The organism is Flavimobilis rhizosphaerae, from assembly GCF_014852685.1.
Classification (GTDB): Bacteria; Actinomycetota; Actinomycetes; order Actinomycetales; family Cellulomonadaceae; genus Flavimobilis; species Flavimobilis rhizosphaerae.
On record NZ_JACZDF010000003.1, the window covers coordinates 164,651 to 188,669 of the forward strand.

Genomic DNA, 24,019 nt, shown 5'->3' on the forward strand with positions numbered 1-24,019 from the left:
CGGCCGCGCCTCAGTCCCGGCCCGCCACCAGGACGTCGTGGAGCACCGGCACCGCACCGTCGTCCGTGATGGGACCCGTGACACGGTCCGCCACCGCAACCACCTCAGCGCTGGCGTGGCCCATCGCGACCCCCTGGGCGGCCCACGCGAGCATCTCCAAATCGTTGCCGCCGTCGCCAACCGCCACCGTCGCGTCCGCCCGCACCCCGAGCCGCACCCGCAACGCCTCAAGAGCCGACGCCTTCGTCACGCCGTGCGGCGCCACGTCGAACCAGCGCGACCCCGCGATCGTGAAGTGCGCAACGTTCAAGCCCAGCAACGCGAGCTCCGGCTCTACCTGAGGGTGGTTCTCCGTGACGTCCACGGCGCAGATCCGCGTCGTCTCGACCCCCTCCAACGCGGCCAAGTCGGTGATCTTCTGCTCACCCATGACCGTGCTCGTCGGAAAACCAGCATTCACCCAGTACCCCACGCCGACCTCCTCGACCGCAAACAGCGTCGAGGGCATCCGCGACAAGAGCACCGCGAGCGCCCGCTCGGGTCGAAACATCGCTGCATGCGTCACCTGGAACGAGCCGTCAGGGCGCAACATCGCCGTCGCCGACCCGTTGGCCGCCACCAACGGCGTCCCCACCAGGCCCAGCTCTGCCGCGACGGGCAAGAGCGCGATCAAAGGCCGTCCCGTCGCCAGGACGACGTGATGCCCCTCCGCCCGCAACGCAGCAACCGCCATGCTCACCTCGGCCGACAGATACCCGTCTTCCGACATGATCGTGCCGTCGACATCCAGCGCGACAAGGAAGCGCTCCTCGCCCCGCAACCGCGGCAGCTCGAGCGGCTCGCCGAAGCGCTCGTAGTCCGACGCCGAGCGCAGCCGCGGCGCCGAACCCGGGAACGTCACGCGCCCGCCGGGCTGAGCACCTCGAGTCCACCGAGATACGGCCGCAGCCCCTCGGGCACCCGCACCGACCCGTCGGGCAGCTGGTGGTTCTCGAGGATCGCGACGATCCAGCGGGTCGTCGCGAGCGTGCCGTTGAGCGTCGCAACCGCACGCATCTCCGAGCGGCCGTCACGCTCGACGCGCTCCCGCACACCGAGACGCCTGGCCTGGAACGTCGTGCAGTTCGACGTCGACGTGAGCTCGAGGAAACGCTGCTGCGTCGGCAGCCACGCCTCGCAATCGAACTTCCGCGCGGCCGACGAGCCGAGGTCGCCCGCCGCTGTGTCGATGACCCGGTAGGGAAGCTCGACGAGCGCGAGCATCTCCTCCTCCATCGCGAGCAGGCGCGCGTGCTCGGCCGCCGCGTCCTCGACGCGCGCGTACGAGAACATCTCGACCTTGTGGAACTGGTGGACACGGATGATGCCGCGCGTGTCCTTGCCGTACGAGCCGGCCTCGCGGCGGTAGCACGCGCTCCATCCGGCGTAACGCAGCGGCCCCTCCGAGAGGTCGACGACCTCGTTCGCGTGGTAGCCCGCGAGCGCGACCTCCGACGTCCCCACGAGGTACTGGTCGTCCGCGCCGAGGTAGTAGATCTCGTCCGCGTGAGCGCCGAGGAAGCCCGTGCCGCGCATGATCTCCGGGTTGACGATCGTCGGCGTGATCATCGGCGTGAAGCCGTGCTCGACCGCCTTGGCGACCGCCGCGTTGAGGAGCGCGAGCTCGAGGCGCGCGCCGATGCCCGTGAGGTAGTAAAAGCGCGAGCCCGAGACCTTCGCGCCGCGCTCGGTGTCGATCGCGCGGAGCATCTCGCCGAGCTCGAGGTGGTCGCGTGGCTCGAAGCCCTCCGCGGCGAAGTCGCGGGGCGTGCCGACCTCCTTGACGACGACGAAGTCGTCCTCGCCGCCCGCCGGCACACCGTCGAGGACGACGTTGGAGATCTGCAGGAGCAGCTCGTCGAGCCGGGCCGACGCGGCGCCCGCCTCGGCCTCGCGGGCCTTGACGTTCTCCGCGAGCTCCTTCGTGTGGCGCAGCAGCTCGGCGCGCTCCTCGGGCGAGGACGCCTGCGCGACCTTCTTGCCGTGCGCCTTCTGTTCGGCACGCAGCTGCTCGAACTCGGCGAGCGACGAGCGGCGCAGCGCGTCGGCGTCGAGCACCGCGTCGACGAGGGCGGGGTCGTCGCCGCGCGCCACCTGGGAGGCACGCACGACGTCGGGCTGGTCGCGCAGGAGCTTGAGATCGATCACCCCCCGAGGATACCGGTCTGCCGCAGGGGGCTCCGGCGCGCTCGCAGCGCTATCGTCGCTGCATGGAGACGATGTCGGGCTGGGAGATCTTCTGGATCGTGCTCGCGGTGGCCCTCGCGGCCGGTGCGTTCGTCCTGTCGTTTCTCACCTGGCGTGCACGTCACCTCGTCCGCGCCCCGCACCCCGCTGGACCTGTCCCGACGCCCGAGACCGAGCGGCGCCTCGTCGCGTTCGTCGCCAACCCGTCGAAACCTGACGTCGCCGCCCTGCGCGACCCCGTCGAGAGGGCGTGCCGCGGGCTCGGCCTCGAGCCCCTGTGGCTCGAGACGACCGTCGACGACCCGGGCACGGGCCAGGCGCGCGCCGCGCTCGAGGCGGGCGCCGAGGTCGTCGTCGCCGCCGGGGGCGACGGCACGGTGCGTGCCGTCGCGACGGCGCTCCAGGGGACCGGAACCCCCATGGGCCTCCTCCCCGTCGGCACCGGCAACCTCCTCGCCCGCAACCTCGACATCCCCGTGACCGACCTCGCCAGGTCGCTCGAGATCGCGCTCGAGGGCCGCGACCGGCCGATCGACGTCGCGTGGCTTCGCGTCACCGACGCCCCGTCCGGGGACGACGCCGCCGAGGTCGGCACCGACCACATCTTCCTCGTCATCGCGGGCATCGGCTTCGACGCCGCGATGATCGCGGACACCGACACGACGCTCAAGGCGAAGGTCGGCTGGATCGCCTACTTCCTCGGCGGGATCCGGCACCTCCACGGGCGTCGTCTCGAGGCGCATGTCGAGCTCGACGAGAGCCGCCGCGCGTCGATGAAGCTCCGCACCCTGCTCGTCGGCAACTGCGGCCGCCTGCCCGGCGGCATCACGCTCCTGCCCGGCGCCCTCGTCGACGACGGCATCCTCGACATCGCCGCGATCGACACCCGTGGCGGCGTCGCGGGTTGGGCGCAGCTCTTCGGCGAGGTCGTCATGCAGGGCCTCGGCGTTCAGCCTCTCAGCACGACGAAGATCGGCCGCATCGACCACACCCAGGCCAAGCACGTCGAGATCCGCGTTCCGGGCGGCGCCCAGGCCCAGGTCGACGGTGACACGGTCGGCATCGCGACCGCGATCGAGTGCCGCGTCGACCCGGGCGGGCTCGTCGTGCGCGTCCCCCGCACGATCACGCTCTGACCCGTGCGAGCCGCCGCGCGTCCCGCACGGGACGTGCACGCGAACCCCGCGTTCACGCCGCGGACCGCCCGTAGGCTGAGGTCCGTGCGTGCCCTCCTCCTCAGCGTCCTTGCCGTGGCCCTCGTCGCCGTGGCGCCGGTCGCGGCCGTGGCCGCCCCCGGCGGCACCGCCCCCGACGTCGTCCTTCTCGGCACGACAGGGCTGCAGTGGGAGGACGTCGACCCGACGACGACGCCCGCGCTCCACGACCTCGCGACCCGGGGCGCCCTCGGCTCGACCGCGGTCCGGTCGCTCCGCACCTCGACGTGCCCCGCTGACGGCTGGCTCTCGCTCTCGGCCGCGACGCGCGCCGTCGACGTCGACCTGCGCGGCTCGTCGGGCGTCGACCTCCTGCCCTTCGGCGACTGCCGTGCCCTCACCGACCCGGGTGCCGACGGCCGCATCCCCGCGTGGGACGTCTTCACGTCGGTCGACGCTCGCGGCTCCTACGGGGCCGTGCCCGGGACGGTCGGGGACGCGCTCACCTCCGCCGGCCGGACGACGGCCGCGCTCGGCCCGGGCGCCGCGATCGCGCTCGCCGGGACCGACGGTCGCGTCACCGGCACGTACGCCCCCGTCGACCCGGCCGACGCCGCCGCGCTCTCGGCCGCGACGGCCGACGCCCTCGCGCACTCCGACGTCGTCGTCGTCGACCTCGGCGCCGTCCGCGGGACGACCGCGGCAGAGCGTGCCCCGTCCCTCGCGCTCGTCGAGCAGGCCGCAGCCGTCGTGCGCGACGCCCTCGACGCGTCGGCACCGACGACGCTCCTCGTCGCGTCAGTCGCCGACGCCTTCGCCGCGCCCCGCCTCCAGGTCGGCGCCGCCTCCGGACCCGGCGTCGGCTCGCCCGCTGCCGGGTCCGCGCTCACGAGCGCGTCGACACGTCAGCCGGGCTACGTCATCACCGCGGACTGGGCGCGCACGCTCCTCGCCGCCGCGGGCGCCGACGGCGGCGTCCGCACGACGGGCGCCGTCGTCACCGGTTCCGACACAGGTCGCTCGGCACCCGACGCGATCGCCGCGGCACGGGACGACTCCGTGCGCACCGTGGCCGTCCGCGCGCTCGTGAGCCCGCACTACGTCGGCTATGCGCTCCTCATCGTCACACCCGTCCTCCTCGCCGGTCTCGTCGTCCGCAGGCGCACGAACCGCGGGCCGTCGCCGCGCACGACGCGGGCCGTCCACGTCGCGGCGCTCGTCGGCGCCGCCGTGCCGCTCGCCGCGACGCTCGCGGGCCTCGTCCCGTGGTGGCGCACTCAGATCCCCTGGGTGACGCTCGTCGGCATCGTCGTCACCCTCGCCGCCGTCACCGCGGGGCTCGCGCTCGCACGGCCGGTCGCCCGGACGACGCTCGGCGGCGTCGGGCTCGTCGCGGGGCTCACCGTTCTCGTGCTCGTCGCGGACGTCCTTACCGGTTCGCGCCTCCAGCTCAACGGCGTCATCGGCACGCAGGCCCTCGTCGCGGGACGCTTCTACGGCGTCAACAACACGAGCTTCGCGCTGCTCGGCGCGGCAACGCCGTTCCTCGGCGTCGCCCTCGCCTCCCCGCTCGTCGCGCGCGGCCGCAGGCGGCTCGGCGCGCTCGTCGCCGTCGCGACCGGACTCGTCGTCGTCATCGTCGACGGGCTGCCGTCGCTCGGTGCCGATTTCGGCGGGCCGCCCGCGCTCGTCCCGGGCATCGCGGTGACCGCGCTGCTCGTCGCCGGCGTGCGGCTCACGTGGCAGCGCGTGCTCGGTGTGCTCGGCGCCGGGGCGGTCGTCGTCGCGGCGTTCGCAATCGCGGACTGGCTGCGGCCCGAGGCCGCCCGCACGCACCTCGGCGCGTTCGTCCAGCAGGTGCTCGACGGCGAGGGTCTCGACGTCGTCGCACGCAAGCTGTCGCAGAACATCGGGGGGATCATCTCGTCGCCCGCGGCGATCGCGGGCGTCATCGTCGGCGGACTGCTCCTGTGGGCCGGCTTCCGGTGGCGCGTCCTTCCTGTCGAACCCGTGCGCGAGACCGTCGTGGCCCAGCCGCTCGTCGGCGCTGCCCTCGCGGGCGCGTGCACGACGCTCGCCCTCGGGTTCGCCGTCAACGACTCCGGGATCCTCGTGCCGCTCGTCGGGCTCGCGCTCGTCATCCCCCTCGTCCTCGCCGAATGGACGAGCCACCTGCGAGGCCGTGCGGCGCAGGCCGGGGCGGTCGGCATCTCGCGCTCGACCAGCGCCACCCCCGACGCCTCGTAGTCTCTAGCACCGTCGAACGGTGCGGGAGGCCCACAAGTGCCGGCGGGGGCAGCTGCGCGTCAGACGCGCGGGGGGCGGCGGAAGGCGGACTTCACCTTCCGCGAATTGACCGCGAGCAGCACGTCCCGGTACTGCGCCGCACGGTGGAGGCTGCCCTTGAGGTCCTTCGCGGACGCGCGGTGCCGCAGGTCGCACGGGACCTCGACGGCGACGTACCCCTGCCGGACGAGGTCGATCGTCATGCCGGTCTCGACTCCCCAGCCGTGCGCGAGCGGCGTCGCGGCTTCGAACGCCTCACGCGTGAGGCAGCGCTGGCCCGAGAGCGGCTGCGTCGGGGTCCACCCAGTGAGGCTCGCGATGGCACGTCGCGCCGCGCCGACGACGATGCCGCGCCCGCCCGCGCCGGGCTGCGGCGGCAGGAGCGCGATCGACATGTCCGCGGCACCCTTGAGGACCGGTGCGATAAGCGGCGCGGTGTTGACGGCGGTCTCGCCGAGGTCGGCGTCGAGGAACAGCAGGAGCCTCGCGGGACGGTCGGCGGCGTCGCGCATCGCGACGACGCTCGCGCCCGTCTCCATGGCCGCGGCCTTGCCGCGGTTGTGCGGGTGGCGGACGACGACGGCGCCGGCCTCGCGCGCGACGTGCTGGGTGTCGTCGACCGAGCCGTCGTCGACGACGAGGACCATGTCGACGTACGGGATGGCGCGCGCAGCGCGCACGGTCGCCGCGATACGCCGCGCCTCGTCCTTCGCCGGGATGACGACGGCGACCCGCTGGCGGCCGCGGGCAGTGCCACCCTCGGGACGAGGAGTCCGGGCCACGGGAAGCTCTGTGAGGTCGCGCGCAGGAGGCCGTCCGCTCGGCTCGGCGACGCCGTCGTCACCCTGTCCGCGGACGTCGTCGGCACTCTGGGGGCCACGCGCACTTTCCACAGTCACAGCCTAGTGGAGACCACGAACCGATGCAGAATCGGGCCCGAGCGTCAAGACAACGCAAAATCGGTGGCGTGGCGCGGAGGCGCCCCACACCCGGCCCTCCCGCCGACTCGGAGGTCTGGAGCACCGTCGAACGGCCCTCCAGACCTCCGAGTCGATCGAGGGATCAACGGAGCGAGACCTGGCGCGCCACGATGCCCGCGCGGGCACGCCGCTCGTCGGAGGTAAGCGGCTCGGTGCTCGCGATCGCAGCCTCGAGGCGCGGACGCATCTCCTCCGCGAGCTGCTCAAGCTCCTCGAGCGTCACGCCGTCGGCGACGTCCCACACCGGCACGACGATCCCGCACGCACGGAAGATGCCGAGGAAGCGCGACGTCCCGAGCGCCGACTCGCGCTTCGCGTGGAGGCGCGCGACACCGTCGACGAGACGGTCCTCGTCGACCGCCATCGACCAGCGCAGGTAACGACGCTTGCCGAAGGTCGCGAGATACGCCGAGTCGACGCCCGCAAGCTGCTCCGTCGGGATGATCGACTCCGCCGCGTCGTCGAGCGCCTTGCGGAGGTCGCCGTCGATCGGCTGGTCCGCGCCGAACCAGTAGTCGAAACCGTCGTGCAGCGTCACCGCGAACGGCACCGACGCGTCGAGGACGTCCTGGAGGCGCGGGCCGTCCTCAGCGGGCGTCTCGACGTGCGTGAGCGACGTGCCAGGCTCGGAGTCGAGGATCGCGAGGAGGTTCGCCGCGAGCGTCCGGGAGAGGTCACCGCCACCAAGGACGTTCTGCAGCGCGAGCAGCACGGTGCCGTCGGTGCGGTGCAGCGCGGGCCAGCCGTCGGGCAGCGACGTCGTCACGACGATGTCGCGCGCACCGTGCTCGGCGGTCGTACGGGCGGTCGCGGTCGCGGCCGGGACGATCTCGCGGAGCGCGACCCAGTCGGCCTCACCGGGGAGGTTCTCGAACGGGCGCAGCACGAGCGCGGGGGAGGAGTTCTTCGCCATGCGCACCAGCGTACCGACGCCACGGCCCTGCAACGGTTGCACCCCGTTGCGCAAGGGGCGGACGGGGCACGACGTGACCCATGTCGCAGTGGCAGGATCAGAGCATGCATCCACGTGCCGGAACTGTCGCCCAGCCCGACGACCTCATCGATGTCGACGCCCTCCTCGCCGCGTACTACGACCGCGCGCCCGACCTCGACGACCCCGCCCAGCGCGTCGTCTTCGGGACCTCGGGCCACCGCGGCTCGAGCCTCGACGGCGCCTTCAACGAGGCGCACATCGTCGCGACCACCCAGGCGATCGTCGAGTACCGCCGCAGCCAGGGCACCGACGGCCCCCTCTTCATCGGCCGCGACACGCACGCGCTGTCCGAGCCCGCGTTCCGCTCCGCGCTCGAGGTCCTCGCCGCGAACGACGTCGAGGTCCGCATCGACGCCCGCGACTCCTGGACCCCGACCCCCGCCGTCTCCCACGCGATCCTCCTCCACAACGGCGCGACGACCGCGGACGGCGTCCGCACGCACGGCCCCGGCCTCGCCGACGGCATCGTCGTCACCCCGTCGCACAACCCCCCGCGCGACGGCGGCTTCAAGTACAACCCGCCGCACGGCGGCCCCGCCGACTCCGACGCGACGAAGATCATCGCCGCGCGCGCCAACGAGATCCTCGCGCAGGGCGTCGGCCAGGTCCGTCGCGTGTCCTACGAGGCCGCGCTCGCCGCGCCGACGACACGCAAGCACGACTACCTCACCGCGTACGTCGACGACCTCGGCTCCGTGCTGGACCTCGACGCGATCCGCGCCGCGGGCGTGCGCATCGGCGCCGACCCCCTCGGCGGCGCCGCCGTCGAGTACTGGGGCGCGATCGGCGAGCGCTACGGGCTCGACCTCACCGTCGTCAACCCGACCGTCGACCCCCGCTGGGCGTTCATGACGCTCGACTGGGACGGCAAGATCCGCATGGACTGCTCCTCCCCCAACGCCATGGCCTCGCTTGTCCACACGATGCGTCCCGCCGCCGGCGGCGCGGCCCCCTACGACATCGCGACGGGCAACGACGCAGACTCCGACCGCCACGGCATCGTCACCCCCGACGCGGGTCTCATGAACCCCAACCACTTCCTCGCCGTCGCGATCGACCACCTCTACGGCGGTGCACGCCCCGGCTGGCGGCCCGACGCGGCGATCGGCAAGACGCTCGTGAGCTCAGCCCTCGTCGACCGCGTCGCCGCCGGGCTCGGCCGGCGCCTCCTCGAGGTGCCCGTCGGCTTCAAGTGGTTCGTCCCCGGCCTGCTCTCCGGCGAGGTCGGCTTCGGCGGCGAGGAGTCCGCTGGCGCGTCCTTCCTCCGCAAGGACGGCACCGTGTGGTCGACCGACAAGGACGGCATCCTCCTCGCGCTGCTCGCCTCCGAGATCCAGGCGACGACCGGCAAGAGCCCCTCGCAGCGTCACGCCGAGCTCGTCGAGTCCTACGGCCAGAGCTGGTACGCGCGCGTCGACGCCGCCGCGACCCTCGAGGAGAAGGCGACGCTCGCCGCGCTCGACCCCTCGCAGGTCCGTTCGACCTCGCTCGCGGGCGAAGAGATCACCGCCAAGCTCACGTCGGCACCCGGCAACGGCGCGGCCATCGGCGGCCTCAAGGTGACGACCGAGAACGCGTGGTTCGCCGCGCGCCCGTCGGGCACGGAGAACGTCTACAAGATCTACGCCGAGTCGTTCGTCTCCGCCGAGCACCTCACGCAGGTGCAGGAGGAGGCCAAGCAGGTCGTCGCGGACGCGCTCGGCTGAGTCGTCTGTCGGGGCTGGTGCACACGGATCGTGTGCGCCAGCCCCGACAGATGTGCTGCAGGACGCTGCGTCAGACGCGGACCGCCTCGTCCGGGTGCCGGTCGAGGTACGCGGCGACGAACGGGCACGTCGGGCGGACGCTGCCGCCGACCGCACGGATCTGCGCCAGGACGTCGCGGACCATCGCCGTGGCGATACCGCGGCCGCCGAGCTCGGGCGGGACATGCGTGCCGACGAGGTCCCACACGTCGCCGTCACGGCGGTAGGTGACGTCGCCGACACGCTCCCCGTCGGGGGAGAGCGCGTCGAAACGCTCGAGGTCAGGATCGTGGACGACGGAGATCTCCATCCCACCATCCAACCCCACGCCCACGGGACTCGTCGCGTCGAGGGGGTGTTAGCCGAGCGGGGTGATCGTGATGTCTGCGCCGAGGTCGTAGAACAGCTGCGTGATCGTCGACCGCTGCCCCATCACCGACATCGTCGCCGCCGCGCTCACCGGCACCCAGTCCGCACCGAACTCGACGACGTACTCGTCGATCGGCGCCCCGTTCCACGTGAAGGGCTTGTCGCTGACGATCCGGAACGCGTCGACGGACGAGCCGTCGGGCAGCTCGACGGCCTTCGTCCCGCTGTCGGCGGTCCAGGCCTTCGCCGACTTCACGAGGTCCGCAAACATCGCCGGGTCCGAGTAGACGCGGTACATCTCGGCGACGAGGCCCGCGAGCATCTCCTCCTGCTTGTCGGACTCCACGTCGCCGCGGACAGGCCCGTCACCCTGGTCGACCCAGATCGTCCCGTCGGTGTACGTCATGCGGATGGCGTCATCCCCGGTCTTCCCCTCGACCGAGAACGAGTACTCGGGCGTGTAGGTAAAGTCGACGGTGCCGTCGAGGTCGTCGCCGAACATGCGCATCCGGCCCGAGCCGTAGCTCGACAGCGCCTCCGAGACGCACGCGCCGAGCTCCGCGCCCGAGTAGGTGGCGTCGCCGGCGAGCGCGAGCGACGCGCACTCGGCGGGGACCTCGCGGGATGCCGTGGGAGCGCTCGGGCTCGCGCCGTCCGTCGCGGAGTCGCTCGGCGTCCCGGACGCGCTGGGCGTGCCGGGTGCGTCGGTCGCGCTGGCGGTGCTCCCCGATGACGGGGCGCCGTCCGTCGTCGGCGTCGTCCCCTCGCCGCAACCTGCCAGAAGGACGACGGCCGCCGCCGCCGTCACGATCATCGTTCTCGTCCTCATCCGTGTCCTCCACGTCACGTCGGGCGCGCCGCCGGGCGGCAACCAGGCGACGCTAACACCTCTGACCTGCGACGACACCTCAGCAACGGACATCCGACCCATCCGACGCAAGGCGCTCCGGCTACCCCTCGCCGCGACGGATTGACGGCTGCCACCCATCGAACGGGTGGGACGCATCAATCCGTCGGGTGGGGGCGCGTCGTCGCGGGGTGTGCGGGGGTGGGACGGGCGGGGCGCGTCAACCCGACGGGTCGTGTGCGGAGCCGTCGCGACGCACGCGCGGGGGGAACGCGGCGCGGACCGCAGCGCTCAGGCGGTCGAGACGCTCCGAGCCGATCGTCCAGCGCTGCCAGAACAGCTCGCGCTCGACCGGGGCGAGGCCCGGGACGGGGACGAGCCCGGGTGCGGCGGCGACCTGCGGATCGAGGAGCATGCCCCAGCCGAGACCCGCCCCGACGGCCGTCGCGAAACCGTCGGGGCTCGGCACCGACGGACCTCGGCCCGCGCGCGGCAGTCCCGCAGCCGCGAGCGCAAGATCCTGGAGCCCGTCCTTCGCGTCGAAGCGCACGGCGGGCAGCCGCGGCACGTCAGCAACCCCGCGCACGTCGTACCGCGCGAGCAGGTCCGGGTGGACGCGTGGGCTGTAGCGGACGACGCCGAGGGGCTCGGCGCGGCAGCCGGGCGCGGGAGTCGCGTCCGTCGTCACGGCGGCCATGACGGCGCCGCTGCGCAGCCGCTCGACGGCGTGCCCCTCGTCGTCCGCGACGACCTGGAGGAACGTGTCCGGCCACGCGGCCGCAGCGACGAGAACGGCTTGGAACCATGTCGCGAGCGAGTCCGCGTTGACCGCGACGGCGAGCGGGACGGGACCGTCCCCGGCAGGGACGCCGCCGAGCTCGTCGGCGAGCTCCGCAGCGAGGAGCGCCTGCTGGCGCGCGTGCCGGAGCACGGGTGCGCCGTCCGGCGTCACGGTCGACGGCGTGCCGCGGCGCACGAGGATGCGGCCGAGGGAGGCCTCGAGCGCGCGGATGCGCTGGCTCACGGCCGACGTGCTCACGCCGAGCTCGTAGGCAGCACCCTCGAAGGAACCCTCGTCGTCGATCGCCGCGAGCGCGGCTAGCTGCTCCGGGCTGATGAAGAAGGGCTTCACAGCATGAAGTTTATCGCGTTCGCCTTCACCACCACGGTGCGCCTACCGTCGGCCCGTGACCCCCACCCTCACCGCCCTCACGACCGGGTTCCTCGCGAGCCTCGGCCTCATCGTCGCGATCGGCGCCCAGAACGCCTGGGTGCTCCGCCAAGGGCTACGGCGCGAGCACGTCGGGCTCGTCGTCGCGATCTGCGTCGGCGCGGACGTCGCCCTCATGGCCGCGGGCACCGCGGGCCTCGGCGCGCTGCGCGAGGCCGCGCCGTGGCTGCTCGACGTGCTGCGCTGGGGCGGCGTCGCCTACCTGCTCGTCCTCGCGGCCGTCGCCGCGCGGGCCGCGCTCACGTCGCGCTCGGGGCTCGAGGCGAGCGAGGAGCGGCCCGCCCGGTCCGTCGCGCTCACGACGCTCGCCGTGACGCTGCTCAACCCGCACGTCTACCTCGACACGCTCGTCATGCTCGGCACCGTGACGAACAGCTTCGGAGACCTGCGCTGGGTCGCCGCGGGCGGCGCGATGGCCGCGAGCCTCGTGTGGTTCACGCTCCTGTCGCTTGGCGCCCGCGCGCTCTCCAGGGTCCTCGACCGGCCGACGACGTGGCGCGTCATCGACGGTCTTGTCGCCGTCGTCATGGTCGCGGTCGCGGCCACGCTCGCGCTCGGGTGACCCGGCTCGCCGACCTCTGCCCACCACCGAAGTCCCCGACGGATTGATGCTTCACCCCCGTTCGACGGGGGCGAAGCATCAATCCGTCGGGGACGGGGTGGGGCGGGCACTGGGTGGCGGATCTCACCGCCTGAGACCGGTTGACGGGTGAGAGAATCTCCCAATGGCATTCGGCGGGCCCTACCGGGCGATCCTCGCGCGCCCCGGCGCAGCACAGTTCTCGATCTCCGGGCTCATCTCCCGCTTCCCTATGGCGATGGTCGGCATCGGCATCGTCCTCATGATCGAGGGCCTCCACGGCTCCTACGCCCTCGCAGGCCGCGTCTCTGCCGTCTACGTTCTCGCGCAGGCTGTCTGCGGCCCTCAGATCGCCCGCCTCATCGACCGCCACGGCCAGTCGCGCGTCATGCGACCCCTCCTCGCGATCGCCGCCACCGGCATCACGGGGCTCATCGTCGCGTCCGTGCTCGACGCCCCCGACTGGGCGCTCTACGCGATCGCCGCCCTCGGCGGCTCGACGATCGGCTCGATGGGCACGCTCGTCCGCGCCCGCTGGTCCAAGCTCGTCGGCGGCAACCCCCACGACCTCCACACCGCCTACTCGCTCGAGGCGTCGCTCGACGAGGTCGTCTTCGTCATCGGCCCCGTGCTCGCAACCTGGCTCGCGACCTCCGTCACGCCGTGGGCGGGCATCGTCTTCCCCGTCGTCGCGATGCTCGTCGGCGGCTACTGGTTCCTCTCCCTCAAGGACTCCGAGCCCGTCCCCACGCCGCAGACGCGCGAGGAGCGGCAGCCGACCGTCCTGCGCTACGGCGCGATGGTCTCGCTCGTGCTCGTGTTCGTCGCGCTCGGCGGCGTCTTCGGCGCGACCGACGTCGCGACGATCGCCTTCGCCCAGGAGCACGGCGACAAGGGCGCGGCCGGGCTCATCCTCGCGGTCTTCGCGTGCGGGTCGCTCGTCGCGGGCCTCTGGTACGGCGTCCGCCGCTGGGTGACGCCCCTGTGGGTGCGGTTCGTCGTGACGATGCTCGGGCTCGCCGGCGGCGTCGCGCTCTTTCCGCTCGTCGACTCGCTGTGGGCGCTCGCCGGGCTCATGTTCTTCACCGGGCTCATGATCGCGCCGTCGCTCATCGGCGGGAACGGCCTCGTACAGCTCATCGTCCCGCAGACCCAGCTCACCGAGGGCCTCACGTACGTCGGGACGGCCCTCGGCGTGGGGGTCTCGCTCGGCTCGTCGATCGCGGGCTCGCGCATCGACGCCGCCGGCGCGCACGCAGGGTTCATCGTCGCGATCATCGCGGCGGGCGTCGGCGCGCTGCTCGTCGTCGCGTCCGCGCCCGTGCTGCGGCGCTCGAGCACGCGTCGGGCCGGGGACGTCGAGGTCGCCGCGCACTGAGCGCGCGGGTCGCTGCCGCACCTCTTGCGCCGCGTATCGAGGATCGATACGTTCGACGTCTCGGATGTATCGATCCTCGATACCCCTGGCGCGTGGAGAACCCATGACGACGACGCCCGACTCCCGACCACGGCTCCGCTCCGGCCTGTCCCCGTGGGCCCGCGCGAGCGCCGCGCTCCTCACGCTCGCGATCCTCGGCCTCTCGCTGCCCCGGCTCGGCAGAGCGCTGTGGTCCGCGTTCAGCACGTGGCTCGCGACCGGCGAGGTCGAGGCGACGCTCCCGGCCCGCATGGAGACCGTCGAGACCCTCACCTCCGACGAGCACCCGAGCGTGACCATCGTCTACAGCCTGGGCGGGCACGCCGACCTCGTGCTGCAGCTCGCCCGCGGCGACGACGCGCACCTCCAGCTCACCCTCGCCCGCACGCTCACCGCCCTGACGATCCTCTGCCTCGTCGCGCTCGTCGCGACCCTCGGCGCCCGCGTCGCCCTCAACCGCTCCGTCTACCGCATGCTCGTCCGCGGCAGTACCGTCTGCGGCGTCATCCTCCTCGTCGGCCCGCTCGTCGCGAGCATCCTCGAGGCGAACGCCCTGCGCAGCATCGCCGCACGCCTGCGCGCCGAGCGCGGTGTGACGACGATCTTCCCCGAGGACGTCGAGCTCGTCATCAACCAGCTCGCCCTCGTCGGCGGGCTCGCACTGCTCGTCCTCGCCCTCGTCCTGCGCGCCGCCGAGCGCGACGCCGAGGACCTGCGGGACCTCGTCTGATGGCCCGCCCCCTGCCCGACGAGCCCGCCGACGACGGGCTCGTCGTCCGCTGCCGGCTCGACGACCTGCTCGACGCCCGCGGCATGACGCTCCAGGAGCTCGCCGCCCGCACCGGCATCACGCGCGCCAACCTCTCCGTCCTCAAGAACGACCGCGCGCGAGCCATCCGGTTCAGCACGCTCGTCGCCCTGTGCGACGCGCTCGCGTGCGACGTCGGCGACCTCCTCGTCGTCGAGCCCGACGGCACCGCCTGACCGTGGTCCTCCCGCGGGAGGACACGCGCCGTCCCACCACGGACGGAGACCGCGCGCGACATCACGACCGCAGCCCGACGCGCCGCCTGCCCCGCCCGGCACACGATCGAGGCATGAACGCACGCACCTCCGACCGCCTCGTCGCCCGCGGTCTCACCCAGGTCTACGGCGACAGCCCATTCGCGACGCGCGCGCTCGACGGCGTCGACCTCACGGTCGAGCCCGGTGAGTCGCTCGCGATCATGGGCCCGTCCGGCTCCGGCAAGACGACGCTCCTCCACGTCCTCGCGGGCATCCTCGCGCCGACGTCGGGCTCTGTCGTCTGGCGCGGCGAGGACCTTGCCGCGCTGCCCGACCGCCGTCGCACCCAGCTGCGCCGCACCGACTTCGGCTTCGTCTTCCAGTCCGGTCGCCTCCTGCCCGAGCTGCCGGCCGTCGAGAACGCCGCACTCCCCCTCCTGCTCGCGGGCGTGCCGCGCGCGCAGGCCGTCGCGACGGCCACGGCCGAGCTCGGCCGCCTCGGCCTCGGTGGCTTCGAGGGCCGCCGACCCGGTGAGCTCTCAGGTGGCCAGGCGCAGCGCGTCGCGATCGCGCGCGCCCTCGTCGGGCGGCCGGGCATCGTCTTCGCCGACGAGCCGACGGGCGCGCTCGACCAGGCGACCGGGCAGGACGTCCTCACCGTCCTCACCGCCGCTGCGGCCGCCAACGGAACGAGCCTCGTCGTCGTCACGCACGACGCGGGCGTCGCCCAGCACTGCGAGCGCACCGTGACGATGCGCGACGGACGCATCGACGGCGAGCTCCTCGCGGCGCGCGCCGCGGCGGCGACGCCCGTCCCTGCGCCGCCGGTTCCCGCCGCGCCGGCCGGCGGTGCGACGTGAGCGCCTTCGGACTGTGGTGGTTCCTCCGCCGACGCACGACCGACGCCCACGACCCGCAACGGCTCACGACCGTCCTCGCGGTCGTCGCGTTCGCGTTCGCGACGGCCGCGCTCCTCGTCGTCGCCGGCGGCTACGGAGCGTTCGTCGACCGCGCTGGCGCCCCGGGCGGCTCGCCCGACGCGGACCAGTACCCGATGCTCGCGGGCGTCGCGTCGCTCCTCCTGCTCGTGCCGCTCACGACGCTCGGCGGCGCTGCGGCACGCCTGGCCGTCGCGCGCCGCGACGAGCGGCTCGCCACCCTGCGTCTCGCCGGGGCGACGACCGGACAGGTCACGACGCTCACGACGCTCGACGCCGCCGCGCAGGCACTCGTCGGCGCGGTCGCCGGCGTCGCCCTCTACGGTGCGCTGCTGCCGGCCGTCGCCCTGCTGACGTTCCAGGACCGTCGCTTCGCGGTCGCCGAGCTGTGGGTCGGCGTACCGCTCGTCCTCGCCGCCGTCGGTCTCGTCGTCGTCATCGCCCTCGTCTCGGCGCTCGCGAGCCTGCGTCGCGTCGCCGTCACGCCGCTCGGCGTCGCGGCACGCACGACTCCTCCCGGGCTGCGCGCGCTGCGCGCGCTCGTCCTCGTCGTCGCGGTCGTCGCGATGCCCGTCGTCGTCAACGTGCCCTTCGGTGGCGAGGGCGTCGCGGTCGCGATGATCGTCGGCGTGCTCGTTCTCGGGTTCGCGGCGCTCGGCGCCATCGGTCCGTTCGTCCTGCAGATCGTCGGGCACGTCACGGTGCGTCGCGCCCGTCGGGTGGAGACGCTGCTCGCGGGACGGCGGATCGTCGACGACCCGCGGACGGCGTGGCGGTCTGTCGGTGGGGTCGCGCTAGCGACGTTCATCGCGGGCCTCGCGAGCATCACGGCGTTGTTCTCGCCGCCTGCCGACGCGTCACGCTGGGACGTCGTCTACATGGCGGACCTGCGCACCGGTGCGCTGCTCACCCTCGCGATCGCGGGGGTCCTCGCCGCCGTCTCGACGGGCGTCTTGCAGGCGGGGCGCGCGATCGACCAGCGGGAGCAGGCCGCGGCGCTCGTCCTCGCGGGCAGTGAGCAGCGCACGCTCGACCGTGCGCGGATGCGGGAGACGACGATCCCGCTCGCAGCGTCCGTCGGTCTCGCGACGACGACGATGCTCGTGCTCGTCGCACCGGTGCTCGGGCTGGGCGCGTTTCAGCAGGTGGCCGTCGTCGTCGAGCTGCTCGCCGCGATCGCGGCGGCGTCGGGTCTCGTCGTCGCGGGTGCGTGGGCGGCGAGTCTCGTCGCACGACGGACGCTCCCGATGCCCTGACCCTGCGCACCCGACGCCGGGCGACTCGTAGGTCTGGAGCACCATCGAACGGTGCTCCAGACCTACGAGTCGCGCAGGATGGCGGCGTTCCGGCGTTCCGGCGCGCTCCCAGTCGCGGAGGGCGGAGCCGTCAGGCTCGCCAGTGACGCGTCACCACGTCCGCGAGCGCACGCACAAGCGTCGGCACGGTCACCACCTGCCACACCGCACCGTGAACGACGACGTCGTCGAACCGCCGCGCCTCCGGGCGCGCCATCGCGAGCCGCACGACCTCGACGACAGGCATCGTCTGCGGCACCGCGAGCGGATCCCAGTCGACGACCTCACCGACCGGCCGCCGGGCGAGCAGCGCCCGCCCGTATCCGAGCGTCCCTGCGCTCACCGCCGTGTGGCGGTCGCGCGAGACGATCCCGACGCGGCCCGGCTCCGCCGCGTCGCACACGGCGACCGACGAGACGTTCTCCGAGCGGAAGAGCGCGGCGACGACCGGGTAGAGGGTCGACGCGTCGACGACCTCGATGGGGACGGACAGGCGGCCGACGGGCACGAACGGGTCGTCAATCCGGTCGATCGCAGTCTCACGACGGCGGCCGCCGACATGCGGGGCGATGGTGCGAGTGATCACGCGACGATCCTGCCGCCCGCGCCCGCACCGAACACCCGGTTTGACGGCATCTCGCGGCCCCGTACACCGTTCCGCCGGGCACCCGTCACCCTGACCACAGGTCGTCGTCACCGCTCGTCGTCCACGAAGATCGCCGGGGCCCGCGCGCCCCGCTCCCGCCTCCGCTATCGTTCGGGCCCTAGGGGAGTTTCACCCAGGGGGAAGAGAGCTTCATGACGGTCTTCATCATCATTGGTGCCATCGGGCTGCTGCTCGTCGTCGGTTCCATGCTCCTTGGCGAGTTCATCGAGTTCGGCGACGGCGCGCTCTCGAGCACCGGGCTCGGCGTCGGCGCGATCGTCTTCGGCGCGATCGGCATCATGACGACCGCCAACGATCTGCCGACCGCGCTCGTCTACGGCGGCTCCGCCGTCGCCGGCGTCGCCGCCGTCTGGCTCTCACAGTTCGCTATCAAGCGGCTCCAGGCGACCGAGGACGGACAACCCCTCCAGCTCGTCGGCATGACCGGCGTCGCGAAGTCGGACGTCACCCCCCAGCGCGGCGAGGTCTTCCTCGACGCCCCGCAGGAGATCGAGCGCCGCATGGCCTGGTCCGACGCACTCATCCCCGAAGGCACGCGCATCGTCGTCGTCGCGCAGGAGGGCTCCCGCGTCAAGGTCACCCCCGGCGACAGCGCCACCACCGCCTGACTTCCCCGCGACGGCTCGCCGTCGCACGTCGGGCACGCCCGACGCCGCCGCACCCGCGCGCCTCCCGGCGTGCACGAGCACCGCCCCGGCCGACGTCCGTCAGCCGGACCGCACAGCCACGGAAGGACTCCCCGCATGCCCGCCAGCAGCACCGACCCGAACTTCTGGACAGTCGTCGGGGTCGCGCTCCTCGCGATCGCGTTCCTCGCGATCGTCACCTTCATCGCCAAGCGCATCCGCCGCGTCCCGCCGAACGAGGCGCTCGTCATCGTCGGCCGCGGCGCGGGCAAGAACCAGCCCGACATGATCGGCGGCCAGCGCGTCGTCGTCGGCGGCCGCGTCTTCGTGTGGCCGATCCTCCAGCAGGGCTTCTCCATCTCCCTCGAGCAGCGCCAGATCGGCATCACCGTCGAGGGCGTCGACAAGAACCGCGTGAAGATCGCCATCAAGGCGTCCATCAACTTCAAGGTCCGCGGCGACGACGACGGCGTGCGCCGAGCCGCGCAGCGCTTCCTCTCCCAGCAGGACGCGCTCACCGAGATCATCAAGGAGTCCCTCGAGGGCTCGCTGCGCTCCATCGTCGGCGACATGACGATCGAGCAGATCATCTCCGACCGCAAGGGCCTCTCCGACCGCGTCGTCGACTCGACGAAGACGGACCTCGCCGAGCAGGGCCTCCAGGTCGACCTCCTCAACATCTCCGACATCTCCACCCCCGGCTCCGACTACCTCGCGAACCTCGGACGTGCCGAGAACGCGCGCGCCCGCCAGGTCGCCGAGGTCTCCGAGGCCGAGGCCCGCCGCATCGCCGAGTTCGCCGTCATCGAGGCCGCCGAGCAGATCGCCGAGCGTCAGAAGGCGCTCGACCTCAAGAAGGCGACGATCAAGGCCGAGACCGACCGCGCCAACGCCGAGGCCGACGCCGCTGGCCAGCTCGCGCGCGTCGAGCAGGAGCGACTCGTCGCCCTCCAGCAGCGCGAGGCCCTCACCGAGCAGGCGAAGGTCACGGAGGAGGAGCTCGACATCTCCGTCCGCAAGCCCGCCGAGGCCGACGCGTACGCCGCCGTCCAGAAGGCCAACGCCGAGCGTGACGCCGCGAACGCCGCGACCGAGGCCGACGCGTTCAAGCGCACGACGATCGCCCAGGCCAACAAGACCGCCGCCATCCAGGACGCCGAGGCCGCCGCAGAGTCCGTCCGCCGCGCCGGTGAGGCCGAGCGGGACCGCCAGGTCGCGCTCGCCGCCGGTATCCGCGCCGAGGGTGAGGCGCGCGCAGCCGCGACCGAGGCCGAGGGCCGCGCGGAGGCCGCCGCGACCGACGCCAAGGCCGAGGCGCTCAAGAAGTACGGCGAGGCGGCGCTCGCCCAGGAGCTCATCACGCGCCTGCCCGAGATCATCCGTGCTGCGGCCGAGCCCATGGGTTCCGTCGACTCGATGACCGTCATCTCGACCGACGGCGCCTCCGCGCTCACGAAGAACGTCACGAACGTCCTCGGCGAGGGCCAGCAGATCGTCAAGGACCTGCTCGGCATCGACCTCTCGTCGCTCATCGGTGGCGTCGCGGGCACCGCGCTCGCCCACACCACGGGCGACACGGAGGACACGGCGCCCAGCGCCTGACGCTCGAGCGACGGCGCCCTACCCCACACGCGGGGTCGGGCGCCGTCGGCGTTCCCGATGTCGGCGCGCAGCGCTACGCTCGCCCCACCGACATCGGCGACGACCTGAGGAGCCCACATGCTGACGTCCGACGACCTGATCAGCAGGAAGTTCACGGCGACGAAGTTCCGCGAGGGCTACGACATCGTCGAGGTCGACGACTTCCTCGACGTCGTGGCGGCCGCGCTCAGGCGGCACGAGCGGGGCGAGCCGCTCGGACTGAGCATCGCCGACATCGAGACACAACGTTTCACGGCGACGAAGCTCCGCGAGGGCTACGACATCGTCGACGTCGACACCCTCCTCGACGAGATCACCGCGACGCTCACGCTCCTCGGCGCACGCACACACGAGTCGTCCCATCTCGTTGCGGTCGCTGCCGAGGGTGGCCCCTTCGCGCAGCTTGCCGAGCGCGCGGCGCGGGCCCGGTTCAGCCCGTCGGGCTGGGGCGGAGGCTACGAGGTCGGCGCGGTCGACGCGATCCTGGCCCGCATCGTCTCGACCGCCGTCGCTCGGGACCAGCGCCGCAGCACGACCGTCGCCGGCGAGCCGCTGCTCACCGGGGTCGAGCTGCAGACCACCACGTTGCCCCGCGTGCGCTTCCGGCCCGGGTACGCCACTGCCGAGGTCGACGCCTTCCTCCGCAAGGCTGCGGGCGTGCTCGGCTGATTCCACCCACCCCCGACCGGGCTGGTCCTACGCGGGACTGCATCCCGTCGGTACTATCGCTTGACCACACGGTCCACGACGTCAGGGGACACCGCATGCTTACCGCCGCAGATGTGCGCTCTGCGCGCTTCACCGCGACCAAGTTCCGGTCGGGCTACGAGATCGCCGAGGTCGACGCACTCCTCGCGCGTGCGGCCCGCACCCTCGAGCACCTCGAGCAGGGCCTCACGGTCGAGAGCGACGGCACGCCGCTGCTCACGCCCGACGACCTGCTCCACGCGCGCTTCACCCCGACCGAGCTCACCGAGGGCTACTTCGTCGACGAGGTCGACGACCTGCTCGACGGGATCATCGACTCGCTCAACACGTACATCGGCCGCGCCACGCGCGGCGAGCCGCTCGTCCAGCCCGCGCCGTCCGCCGCTGCGGACGACATCGAGGTCGACGATGGCCACGGTGACGCAGCCGACGCGGCGACGGCCTCCGAGGTCGTGCAGAACGACGCTCCTGCCGATGTTCCCCCGGACGGCGTTCCCGCCGATGCTGTCGCGTCCGACGAGCCGTCGGAGGTGTCCGCTCCCGACGCCGGTGAGGTCGTCCAGGACGAGGTCAGCGCCGAGGTCGTGCACGAGGCGCCCGCCGGCTCGACGGCCGCCGTCGACGCCTGGGCCGTCGCCCTCCAGGAGACCGCGCCCTCAGCTCCTGACGAGGCCTCGGTGGAGCCCGCTCCGGTCGCCGAGGACGAGCCGTTCCCGTCGGCTCCTGTGTGGAGCCCTCCCGCGAGCACCGACGTCACCCCGGCGTGGGACGCACCGGCCGCGCCCGTCGCGGAGCCGCAGTCCCCGACCCCGGCCGACACCCCAGGGCCATTCGACACCACGGAGCCATTCGACACGACGGCGTCGTTCGACACCGCCGAGCGGCCCGCGGACCTCGCGCTCAGCGCGAACGTCACCCACGTGACGCCCGCCGAGGACCTCGATCCCGTCGCATCGCTCGCGGACACGACGGAACCGGGGGCGTCCGAGGACCTCGCCGACGAGCCCGCCGCGGCTCCGGACGACGCCTGGGCCCAGCCCGCCGAGCCTGCGTCCGCGTGGGCGGCTCCCGAGCCCGTCCGCTGGACCGCGCCCGAGTCCGGCGACGCACCCGAGTCCGACACCGCGCCCGAGTCCGACACGGCGCCCGACGCCACGGCCGAGACCCGCGCCGACGACCTCGTCGCCGCGGACGACGCCACGGCCGAGGTTGGCACGCCCAGCGACCCGTGGGCCCCTCCTGCCGCCGACGCCCCCGGTGCCGACGTCAACGCCAACGACGACGCGCCCGCTCCCTGGGAGCCAGGCTTCGTGGCTCCCGCAGCCCCGGTGGCCACTCCCGACTGGGGCTTCAACGCGCCTGCGGAGCCCACCGCCGACGAATGGTCGAGCACCCCGACCGCACCGCTCGCCGAGGCCAGCGCCGCCGAGGCCGGCGCCGCCGGGGCGCTCGCCCCGCACGCGACGACCCCGCTCGAGCCTGCCGCCGGGCCTCACGACGAGGACCTCGTCGACGACTCCCTGCTCGCGTCGACCGAAGAGTCGCCGTGGGCGAGCCTCGACGGCGACGAGCCGATCGCGCTCGACCTCGACTCCGAGGTGCGTGACGCGGAGAGCGCCGACGCCGAGCTGCCGGCATGGCTCACGGACGCTCAGCCCGAGATGGCGTCGGCCCCCGAGCCGGTCCTCGAGGCACCCGTCGTCGACGAGCCCGCGACCGACACGCTCGCCGCAGACGCTCCGACGCGCGTCTCCGCGTTCGCGTTCGCCGCCCAGGCTGCGGACACCGACACGAACCTCGACGCCCCGACGGTCCTCATGGACGCGGTCCAGGCACCGGACGCCACGGCGGTCGCGCCAGAGCTCGAGCCTGCGGCCGTCTCGGCACCGGTCGACATCACGTCGGCCCCCGTCGCCGCGCCGACGTTCGACGCGCCGACGTCCGACGCGCCGACGTCCGACGCGCCGACCGCGTCGGTTGACGCGCCGGCCGCGCCGGCCGCACCTGCGGTCGCCGACGAGGCACCGTACGTCGCTCCGGCCGAGGCTCTCGACTCGCAGGGCTTCCTGCGCCAGCTGACGTTCGCACGTGCGACGTCGACCGGCGCCGCGAAGGACTCGATCACGCTCGTCGGCCCGGACGGCCGCGTGTTCTCCGCGGTGGGCGTCCGCAAGACGCCCGAGGGTCTCGTCGTCGACCTCGGCTGAGGTCACCCGCGCCCGCGCCGTCGGACGCACCACGCATGCAGGAGGGCGGGCCGGGGAATCCCCGGCCCGCCCTCCTGCATGCTGCGGGACACGACCCGCGTGGGATCAACCCACCGGAGCCGCCTTGACCTCCTCGGGCTGCGTGCCCTCGGGCGCGGGACGCTCCGACGCGACCGCCTGGTACGCGGCGAGGTGCGTGTACAGCTCGTCGCGGAGCGGGTGGCGACGCTTCACGACGATCGTGCGGACCTGGTAGACGACGACGGCGATGTTCGCGAGGAGCGAGAGCAGGCTCACCGTGAAGAGCGCGGTCGGGTCGTGCGACGCGTCGACCGCGAACTTCGAGTCGGAGACGAACGACGGCACAGCCATCGTGAACATCATCCAGAACGCGAGCGTGTGCGCCCGGTGCTGGAGCCAGCCGCCCTTGCGGAGGAAGAACGCCGGGATGGTGCACGAGATGAGCAGCGCAGCGCCCGCGTAGAACGCGTGGTCGCCGACGCAGTTGTAGACGTACGCGAAGTTCCACAGGTCGTACGCGATGATCCAGAACCACAGCATGTCGGGCCACACCATGTCCTGGAAGCGGTCCTTGGTGACGAAGATGCCGACCCAGCCGCAGATCGTCACGAGGTTGAGGATGCCGGCGATGCCGTTCATGTAGTTCCACGGGCCGCCGACCATGAAGACGCCGTCGTGCATGCCCTGGAGCCCGGCGACCTCGAAGTCGCGGACGACGGCCTCGGCGATGTTGAGCGCGAGGATCGCGGGCGGGAACCACAGCGCGTACTTGTTCGCCGCGATGCGCTTGTTGTAGCGGATGAGCATGAAGCCGATGCAGCCGGCGAGCGCCGAGTACACCTTCACCCAGTGGAACCACGTGCCGGTCGAGGAGCCGGCTGCGGCGGTCGTCGGCCACACGAAGATCGTGAGGATGATCGGCAGGACGATGAAGATCGCGTAGGCCGCGACCTTCGACCAGCGGACGAGCTCGTTGAGCCCGATGAGCACCCCGAGGACGAGCAGCCACATGAGGGCCGAGTACCAGGGGATCGAGTCGAACAGGAACACCTGTCACCACTCCTTGGGACGAGGCGGCAGGC

At 73.0% G+C, this 24,019-nt stretch carries 22 protein-coding genes; 13 read left to right on the forward strand and 9 right to left on the reverse strand.

The window, feature by feature from the left end; genetic code table 11:
* Positions 1 to 10: 10 nt before the first annotated feature.
* A complete protein-coding gene (locus IGS67_RS07020; protein WP_328741908.1) occupies positions 11 to 901 on the reverse strand; it encodes an HAD family hydrolase in 891 nt (296 codons plus the stop codon).
* On the reverse strand, positions 898 to 2,187 hold the full coding sequence (gene serS, locus IGS67_RS07025; protein ID WP_192279149.1) for a serine--tRNA ligase: 1,290 nt from the start codon (positions 2,185 to 2,187) through the stop codon (positions 898 to 900). Before serS ends, IGS67_RS07020 begins: the two co-directional genes overlap by 4 nt.
* A 62-nt stretch (positions 2,188 to 2,249) precedes the next feature.
* Here serS and IGS67_RS07030 point away from each other — a divergent pair, with 62 nt between their 5' ends.
* Positions 2,250 to 3,362, forward strand: coding sequence for a diacylglycerol/lipid kinase family protein (locus tag IGS67_RS07030; RefSeq protein ID WP_235977973.1), 1,113 nt, complete (start codon positions 2,250 to 2,252; stop codon positions 3,360 to 3,362).
* 84 nt (positions 3,363 to 3,446) lie between these two features.
* Positions 3,447 to 5,627: a thioesterase domain-containing protein gene (locus IGS67_RS07035; protein ID WP_192279151.1), complete on the forward strand. Its 2,181-nt coding sequence runs from the start codon at positions 3,447 to 3,449 to the stop codon at positions 5,625 to 5,627.
* Between the two features lie 59 nt (positions 5,628 to 5,686).
* On the opposite strand, the gene IGS67_RS07040 is transcribed toward IGS67_RS07035, so the two are convergent.
* Entirely contained in the window at positions 5,687 to 6,559 is an 873-nt protein-coding gene (locus IGS67_RS07040) for a glycosyltransferase family 2 protein (RefSeq protein WP_192279153.1), read from the reverse strand.
* A 169-nt stretch (positions 6,560 to 6,728) separates the two neighbouring features.
* Positions 6,729 to 7,559: a DUF5926 family protein gene (locus tag IGS67_RS07045; RefSeq protein WP_192279154.1), complete on the reverse strand. Its 831-nt coding sequence runs from the start codon at positions 7,557 to 7,559 to the stop codon at positions 6,729 to 6,731.
* A 104-nt stretch (positions 7,560 to 7,663) separates the two neighbouring features.
* On the opposite strand from IGS67_RS07045, the gene pgm reads away from it, so the two are divergent.
* Positions 7,664 to 9,346, forward strand: coding sequence for a phosphoglucomutase (alpha-D-glucose-1,6-bisphosphate-dependent) (pgm, locus tag IGS67_RS07050; protein WP_192279156.1), 1,683 nt, complete (start codon positions 7,664 to 7,666; stop codon positions 9,344 to 9,346).
* Positions 9,347 to 9,416: 70 nt separating this feature from the next.
* Here the strand turns inward: pgm and IGS67_RS07055 are convergent, their stop codons facing one another.
* The 3 genes from IGS67_RS07055 to IGS67_RS07065 all read right to left on the reverse strand — a co-directional run bounded on the left by IGS67_RS07055 (position 9,417) and on the right by IGS67_RS07065 (position 11,733).
* Positions 9,417 to 9,695, reverse strand: coding sequence for a GNAT family N-acetyltransferase (locus IGS67_RS07055; protein WP_192279158.1), 279 nt, complete (start codon positions 9,693 to 9,695; stop codon positions 9,417 to 9,419).
* Between the two features lie 48 nt (positions 9,696 to 9,743).
* On the reverse strand, positions 9,744 to 10,583 hold the full coding sequence (locus tag IGS67_RS07060) for a hypothetical protein (RefSeq protein WP_192279160.1): 840 nt from the start codon (positions 10,581 to 10,583) through the stop codon (positions 9,744 to 9,746).
* A gap of 238 nt (positions 10,584 to 10,821) precedes the next feature.
* Complete coding sequence (locus tag IGS67_RS07065; protein WP_328741914.1) at positions 10,822 to 11,733, reverse strand: ArgP/LysG family DNA-binding transcriptional regulator; 912 nt, start codon at positions 11,731 to 11,733, stop codon at positions 10,822 to 10,824.
* Between the two features lie 55 nt (positions 11,734 to 11,788).
* On the opposite strand from IGS67_RS07065, the gene IGS67_RS07070 reads away from it, so the two are divergent.
* The 6 genes from IGS67_RS07070 to IGS67_RS07095 all read left to right on the forward strand — a co-directional run bounded on the left by IGS67_RS07070 (position 11,789) and on the right by IGS67_RS07095 (position 17,028).
* The gene (locus IGS67_RS07070; RefSeq protein WP_192279162.1) at positions 11,789 to 12,394 is read left to right on the forward strand and encodes a LysE/ArgO family amino acid transporter; all 606 of its coding nucleotides are present in this window, start codon (positions 11,789 to 11,791) and stop codon (positions 12,392 to 12,394) included.
* A gap of 163 nt (positions 12,395 to 12,557) precedes the next feature.
* Positions 12,558 to 13,790, forward strand: a complete 1,233-nt coding sequence (locus IGS67_RS07075; protein ID WP_192279164.1) for an MFS transporter — start codon at positions 12,558 to 12,560, stop codon at positions 13,788 to 13,790.
* 103 nt (positions 13,791 to 13,893) lie between these two features.
* The gene (locus IGS67_RS07080) at positions 13,894 to 14,559 is read left to right on the forward strand and encodes a hypothetical protein (protein WP_192279166.1); all 666 of its coding nucleotides are present in this window, start codon (positions 13,894 to 13,896) and stop codon (positions 14,557 to 14,559) included.
* Complete coding sequence (locus tag IGS67_RS07085; RefSeq protein ID WP_192279168.1) at positions 14,559 to 14,813, forward strand: helix-turn-helix domain-containing protein; 255 nt, start codon at positions 14,559 to 14,561, stop codon at positions 14,811 to 14,813. The genes IGS67_RS07080 and IGS67_RS07085 overlap by 1 nt, the downstream gene beginning before the upstream one ends.
* A 113-nt stretch (positions 14,814 to 14,926) precedes the next feature.
* Positions 14,927 to 15,694 (forward strand): ABC transporter ATP-binding protein, encoded by a 768-nt coding sequence (locus tag IGS67_RS07090; protein ID WP_192279170.1) that lies wholly within the window; start codon positions 14,927 to 14,929, stop codon positions 15,692 to 15,694.
* Complete coding sequence (locus tag IGS67_RS07095; protein WP_192279172.1) at positions 15,691 to 17,028, forward strand: FtsX-like permease family protein; 1,338 nt, start codon at positions 15,691 to 15,693, stop codon at positions 17,026 to 17,028. The genes IGS67_RS07090 and IGS67_RS07095 overlap by 4 nt, the downstream gene beginning before the upstream one ends.
* Positions 17,029 to 17,158: 130 nt before the next feature.
* Here the strand turns inward: IGS67_RS07095 and IGS67_RS07100 are convergent, their stop codons facing one another.
* Positions 17,159 to 17,653, reverse strand: coding sequence for a CBS domain-containing protein (locus tag IGS67_RS07100; RefSeq protein ID WP_192279174.1), 495 nt, complete (start codon positions 17,651 to 17,653; stop codon positions 17,159 to 17,161).
* A gap of 212 nt (positions 17,654 to 17,865) precedes the next feature.
* On the opposite strand from IGS67_RS07100, the gene IGS67_RS07105 reads away from it, so the two are divergent.
* From IGS67_RS07105 to IGS67_RS07120, 4 genes are all read left to right on the forward strand, one after another.
* Complete coding sequence (locus IGS67_RS07105; protein ID WP_192279176.1) at positions 17,866 to 18,342, forward strand: NfeD family protein; 477 nt, start codon at positions 17,866 to 17,868, stop codon at positions 18,340 to 18,342.
* Positions 18,343 to 18,477: 135 nt separating this feature from the next.
* A complete protein-coding gene (locus IGS67_RS07110; protein WP_192279178.1) occupies positions 18,478 to 19,962 on the forward strand; it encodes a flotillin family protein in 1,485 nt (494 codons plus the stop codon).
* Between the two features lie 117 nt (positions 19,963 to 20,079).
* The gene (locus IGS67_RS07115) at positions 20,080 to 20,670 is read left to right on the forward strand and encodes a DivIVA domain-containing protein (RefSeq protein ID WP_192279180.1); all 591 of its coding nucleotides are present in this window, start codon (positions 20,080 to 20,082) and stop codon (positions 20,668 to 20,670) included.
* Between the two features lie 95 nt (positions 20,671 to 20,765).
* Positions 20,766 to 22,916, forward strand: a complete 2,151-nt coding sequence (locus IGS67_RS07120) for a DivIVA domain-containing protein (protein ID WP_192279182.1) — start codon at positions 20,766 to 20,768, stop codon at positions 22,914 to 22,916.
* 105 nt (positions 22,917 to 23,021) lie between these two features.
* On the opposite strand, the gene IGS67_RS07125 is transcribed toward IGS67_RS07120, so the two are convergent.
* Positions 23,022 to 23,987 carry a DUF5692 family protein gene (locus tag IGS67_RS07125; protein ID WP_192279184.1) on the reverse strand — a complete coding sequence of 322 codons (966 nt, stop codon included), beginning with the start codon at positions 23,985 to 23,987 and terminating at the stop codon, positions 23,022 to 23,024.
* Positions 23,988 to 24,019 lie beyond the last annotated feature (32 nt).

What these genes read in the sequence shown, in the direction of transcription:
- IGS67_RS07030 (WP_235977973.1), top strand. Translation starts at nt 2,250, where the DNA reads ATGGAGACGATGTCGGGCTGGGAGATCTTCTGGATCGTGCTCGCGGTG.
- IGS67_RS07045 (WP_192279154.1), bottom strand. Translation starts at nt 7,559, where the DNA reads ATGGCGAAGAACTCCTCCCCCGCGCTCGTGCTGCGCCCGTTCGAGAAC.
- pgm (WP_192279156.1), top strand. Translation starts at nt 7,664, where the DNA reads ATGCATCCACGTGCCGGAACTGTCGCCCAGCCCGACGACCTCATCGAT.
- IGS67_RS07055 (WP_192279158.1), bottom strand. Translation starts at nt 9,695, where the DNA reads ATGGAGATCTCCGTCGTCCACGATCCTGACCTCGAGCGTTTCGACGCG.
- IGS67_RS07060 (WP_192279160.1), bottom strand. Translation starts at nt 10,583, where the DNA reads ATGAGGACGAGAACGATGATCGTGACGGCGGCGGCGGCCGTCGTCCTT.
- IGS67_RS07075 (WP_192279164.1), top strand. Translation starts at nt 12,558, where the DNA reads ATGGCATTCGGCGGGCCCTACCGGGCGATCCTCGCGCGCCCCGGCGCA.
- IGS67_RS07080 (WP_192279166.1), top strand. Translation starts at nt 13,894, where the DNA reads ATGACGACGACGCCCGACTCCCGACCACGGCTCCGCTCCGGCCTGTCC.
- IGS67_RS07085 (WP_192279168.1), top strand. Translation starts at nt 14,559, where the DNA reads ATGGCCCGCCCCCTGCCCGACGAGCCCGCCGACGACGGGCTCGTCGTC.
- IGS67_RS07090 (WP_192279170.1), top strand. Translation starts at nt 14,927, where the DNA reads ATGAACGCACGCACCTCCGACCGCCTCGTCGCCCGCGGTCTCACCCAG.
- IGS67_RS07105 (WP_192279176.1), top strand. Translation starts at nt 17,866, where the DNA reads ATGACGGTCTTCATCATCATTGGTGCCATCGGGCTGCTGCTCGTCGTC.
- IGS67_RS07110 (WP_192279178.1), top strand. Translation starts at nt 18,478, where the DNA reads ATGCCCGCCAGCAGCACCGACCCGAACTTCTGGACAGTCGTCGGGGTC.
- IGS67_RS07115 (WP_192279180.1), top strand. Translation starts at nt 20,080, where the DNA reads ATGCTGACGTCCGACGACCTGATCAGCAGGAAGTTCACGGCGACGAAG.
- IGS67_RS07120 (WP_192279182.1), top strand. Translation starts at nt 20,766, where the DNA reads ATGCTTACCGCCGCAGATGTGCGCTCTGCGCGCTTCACCGCGACCAAG.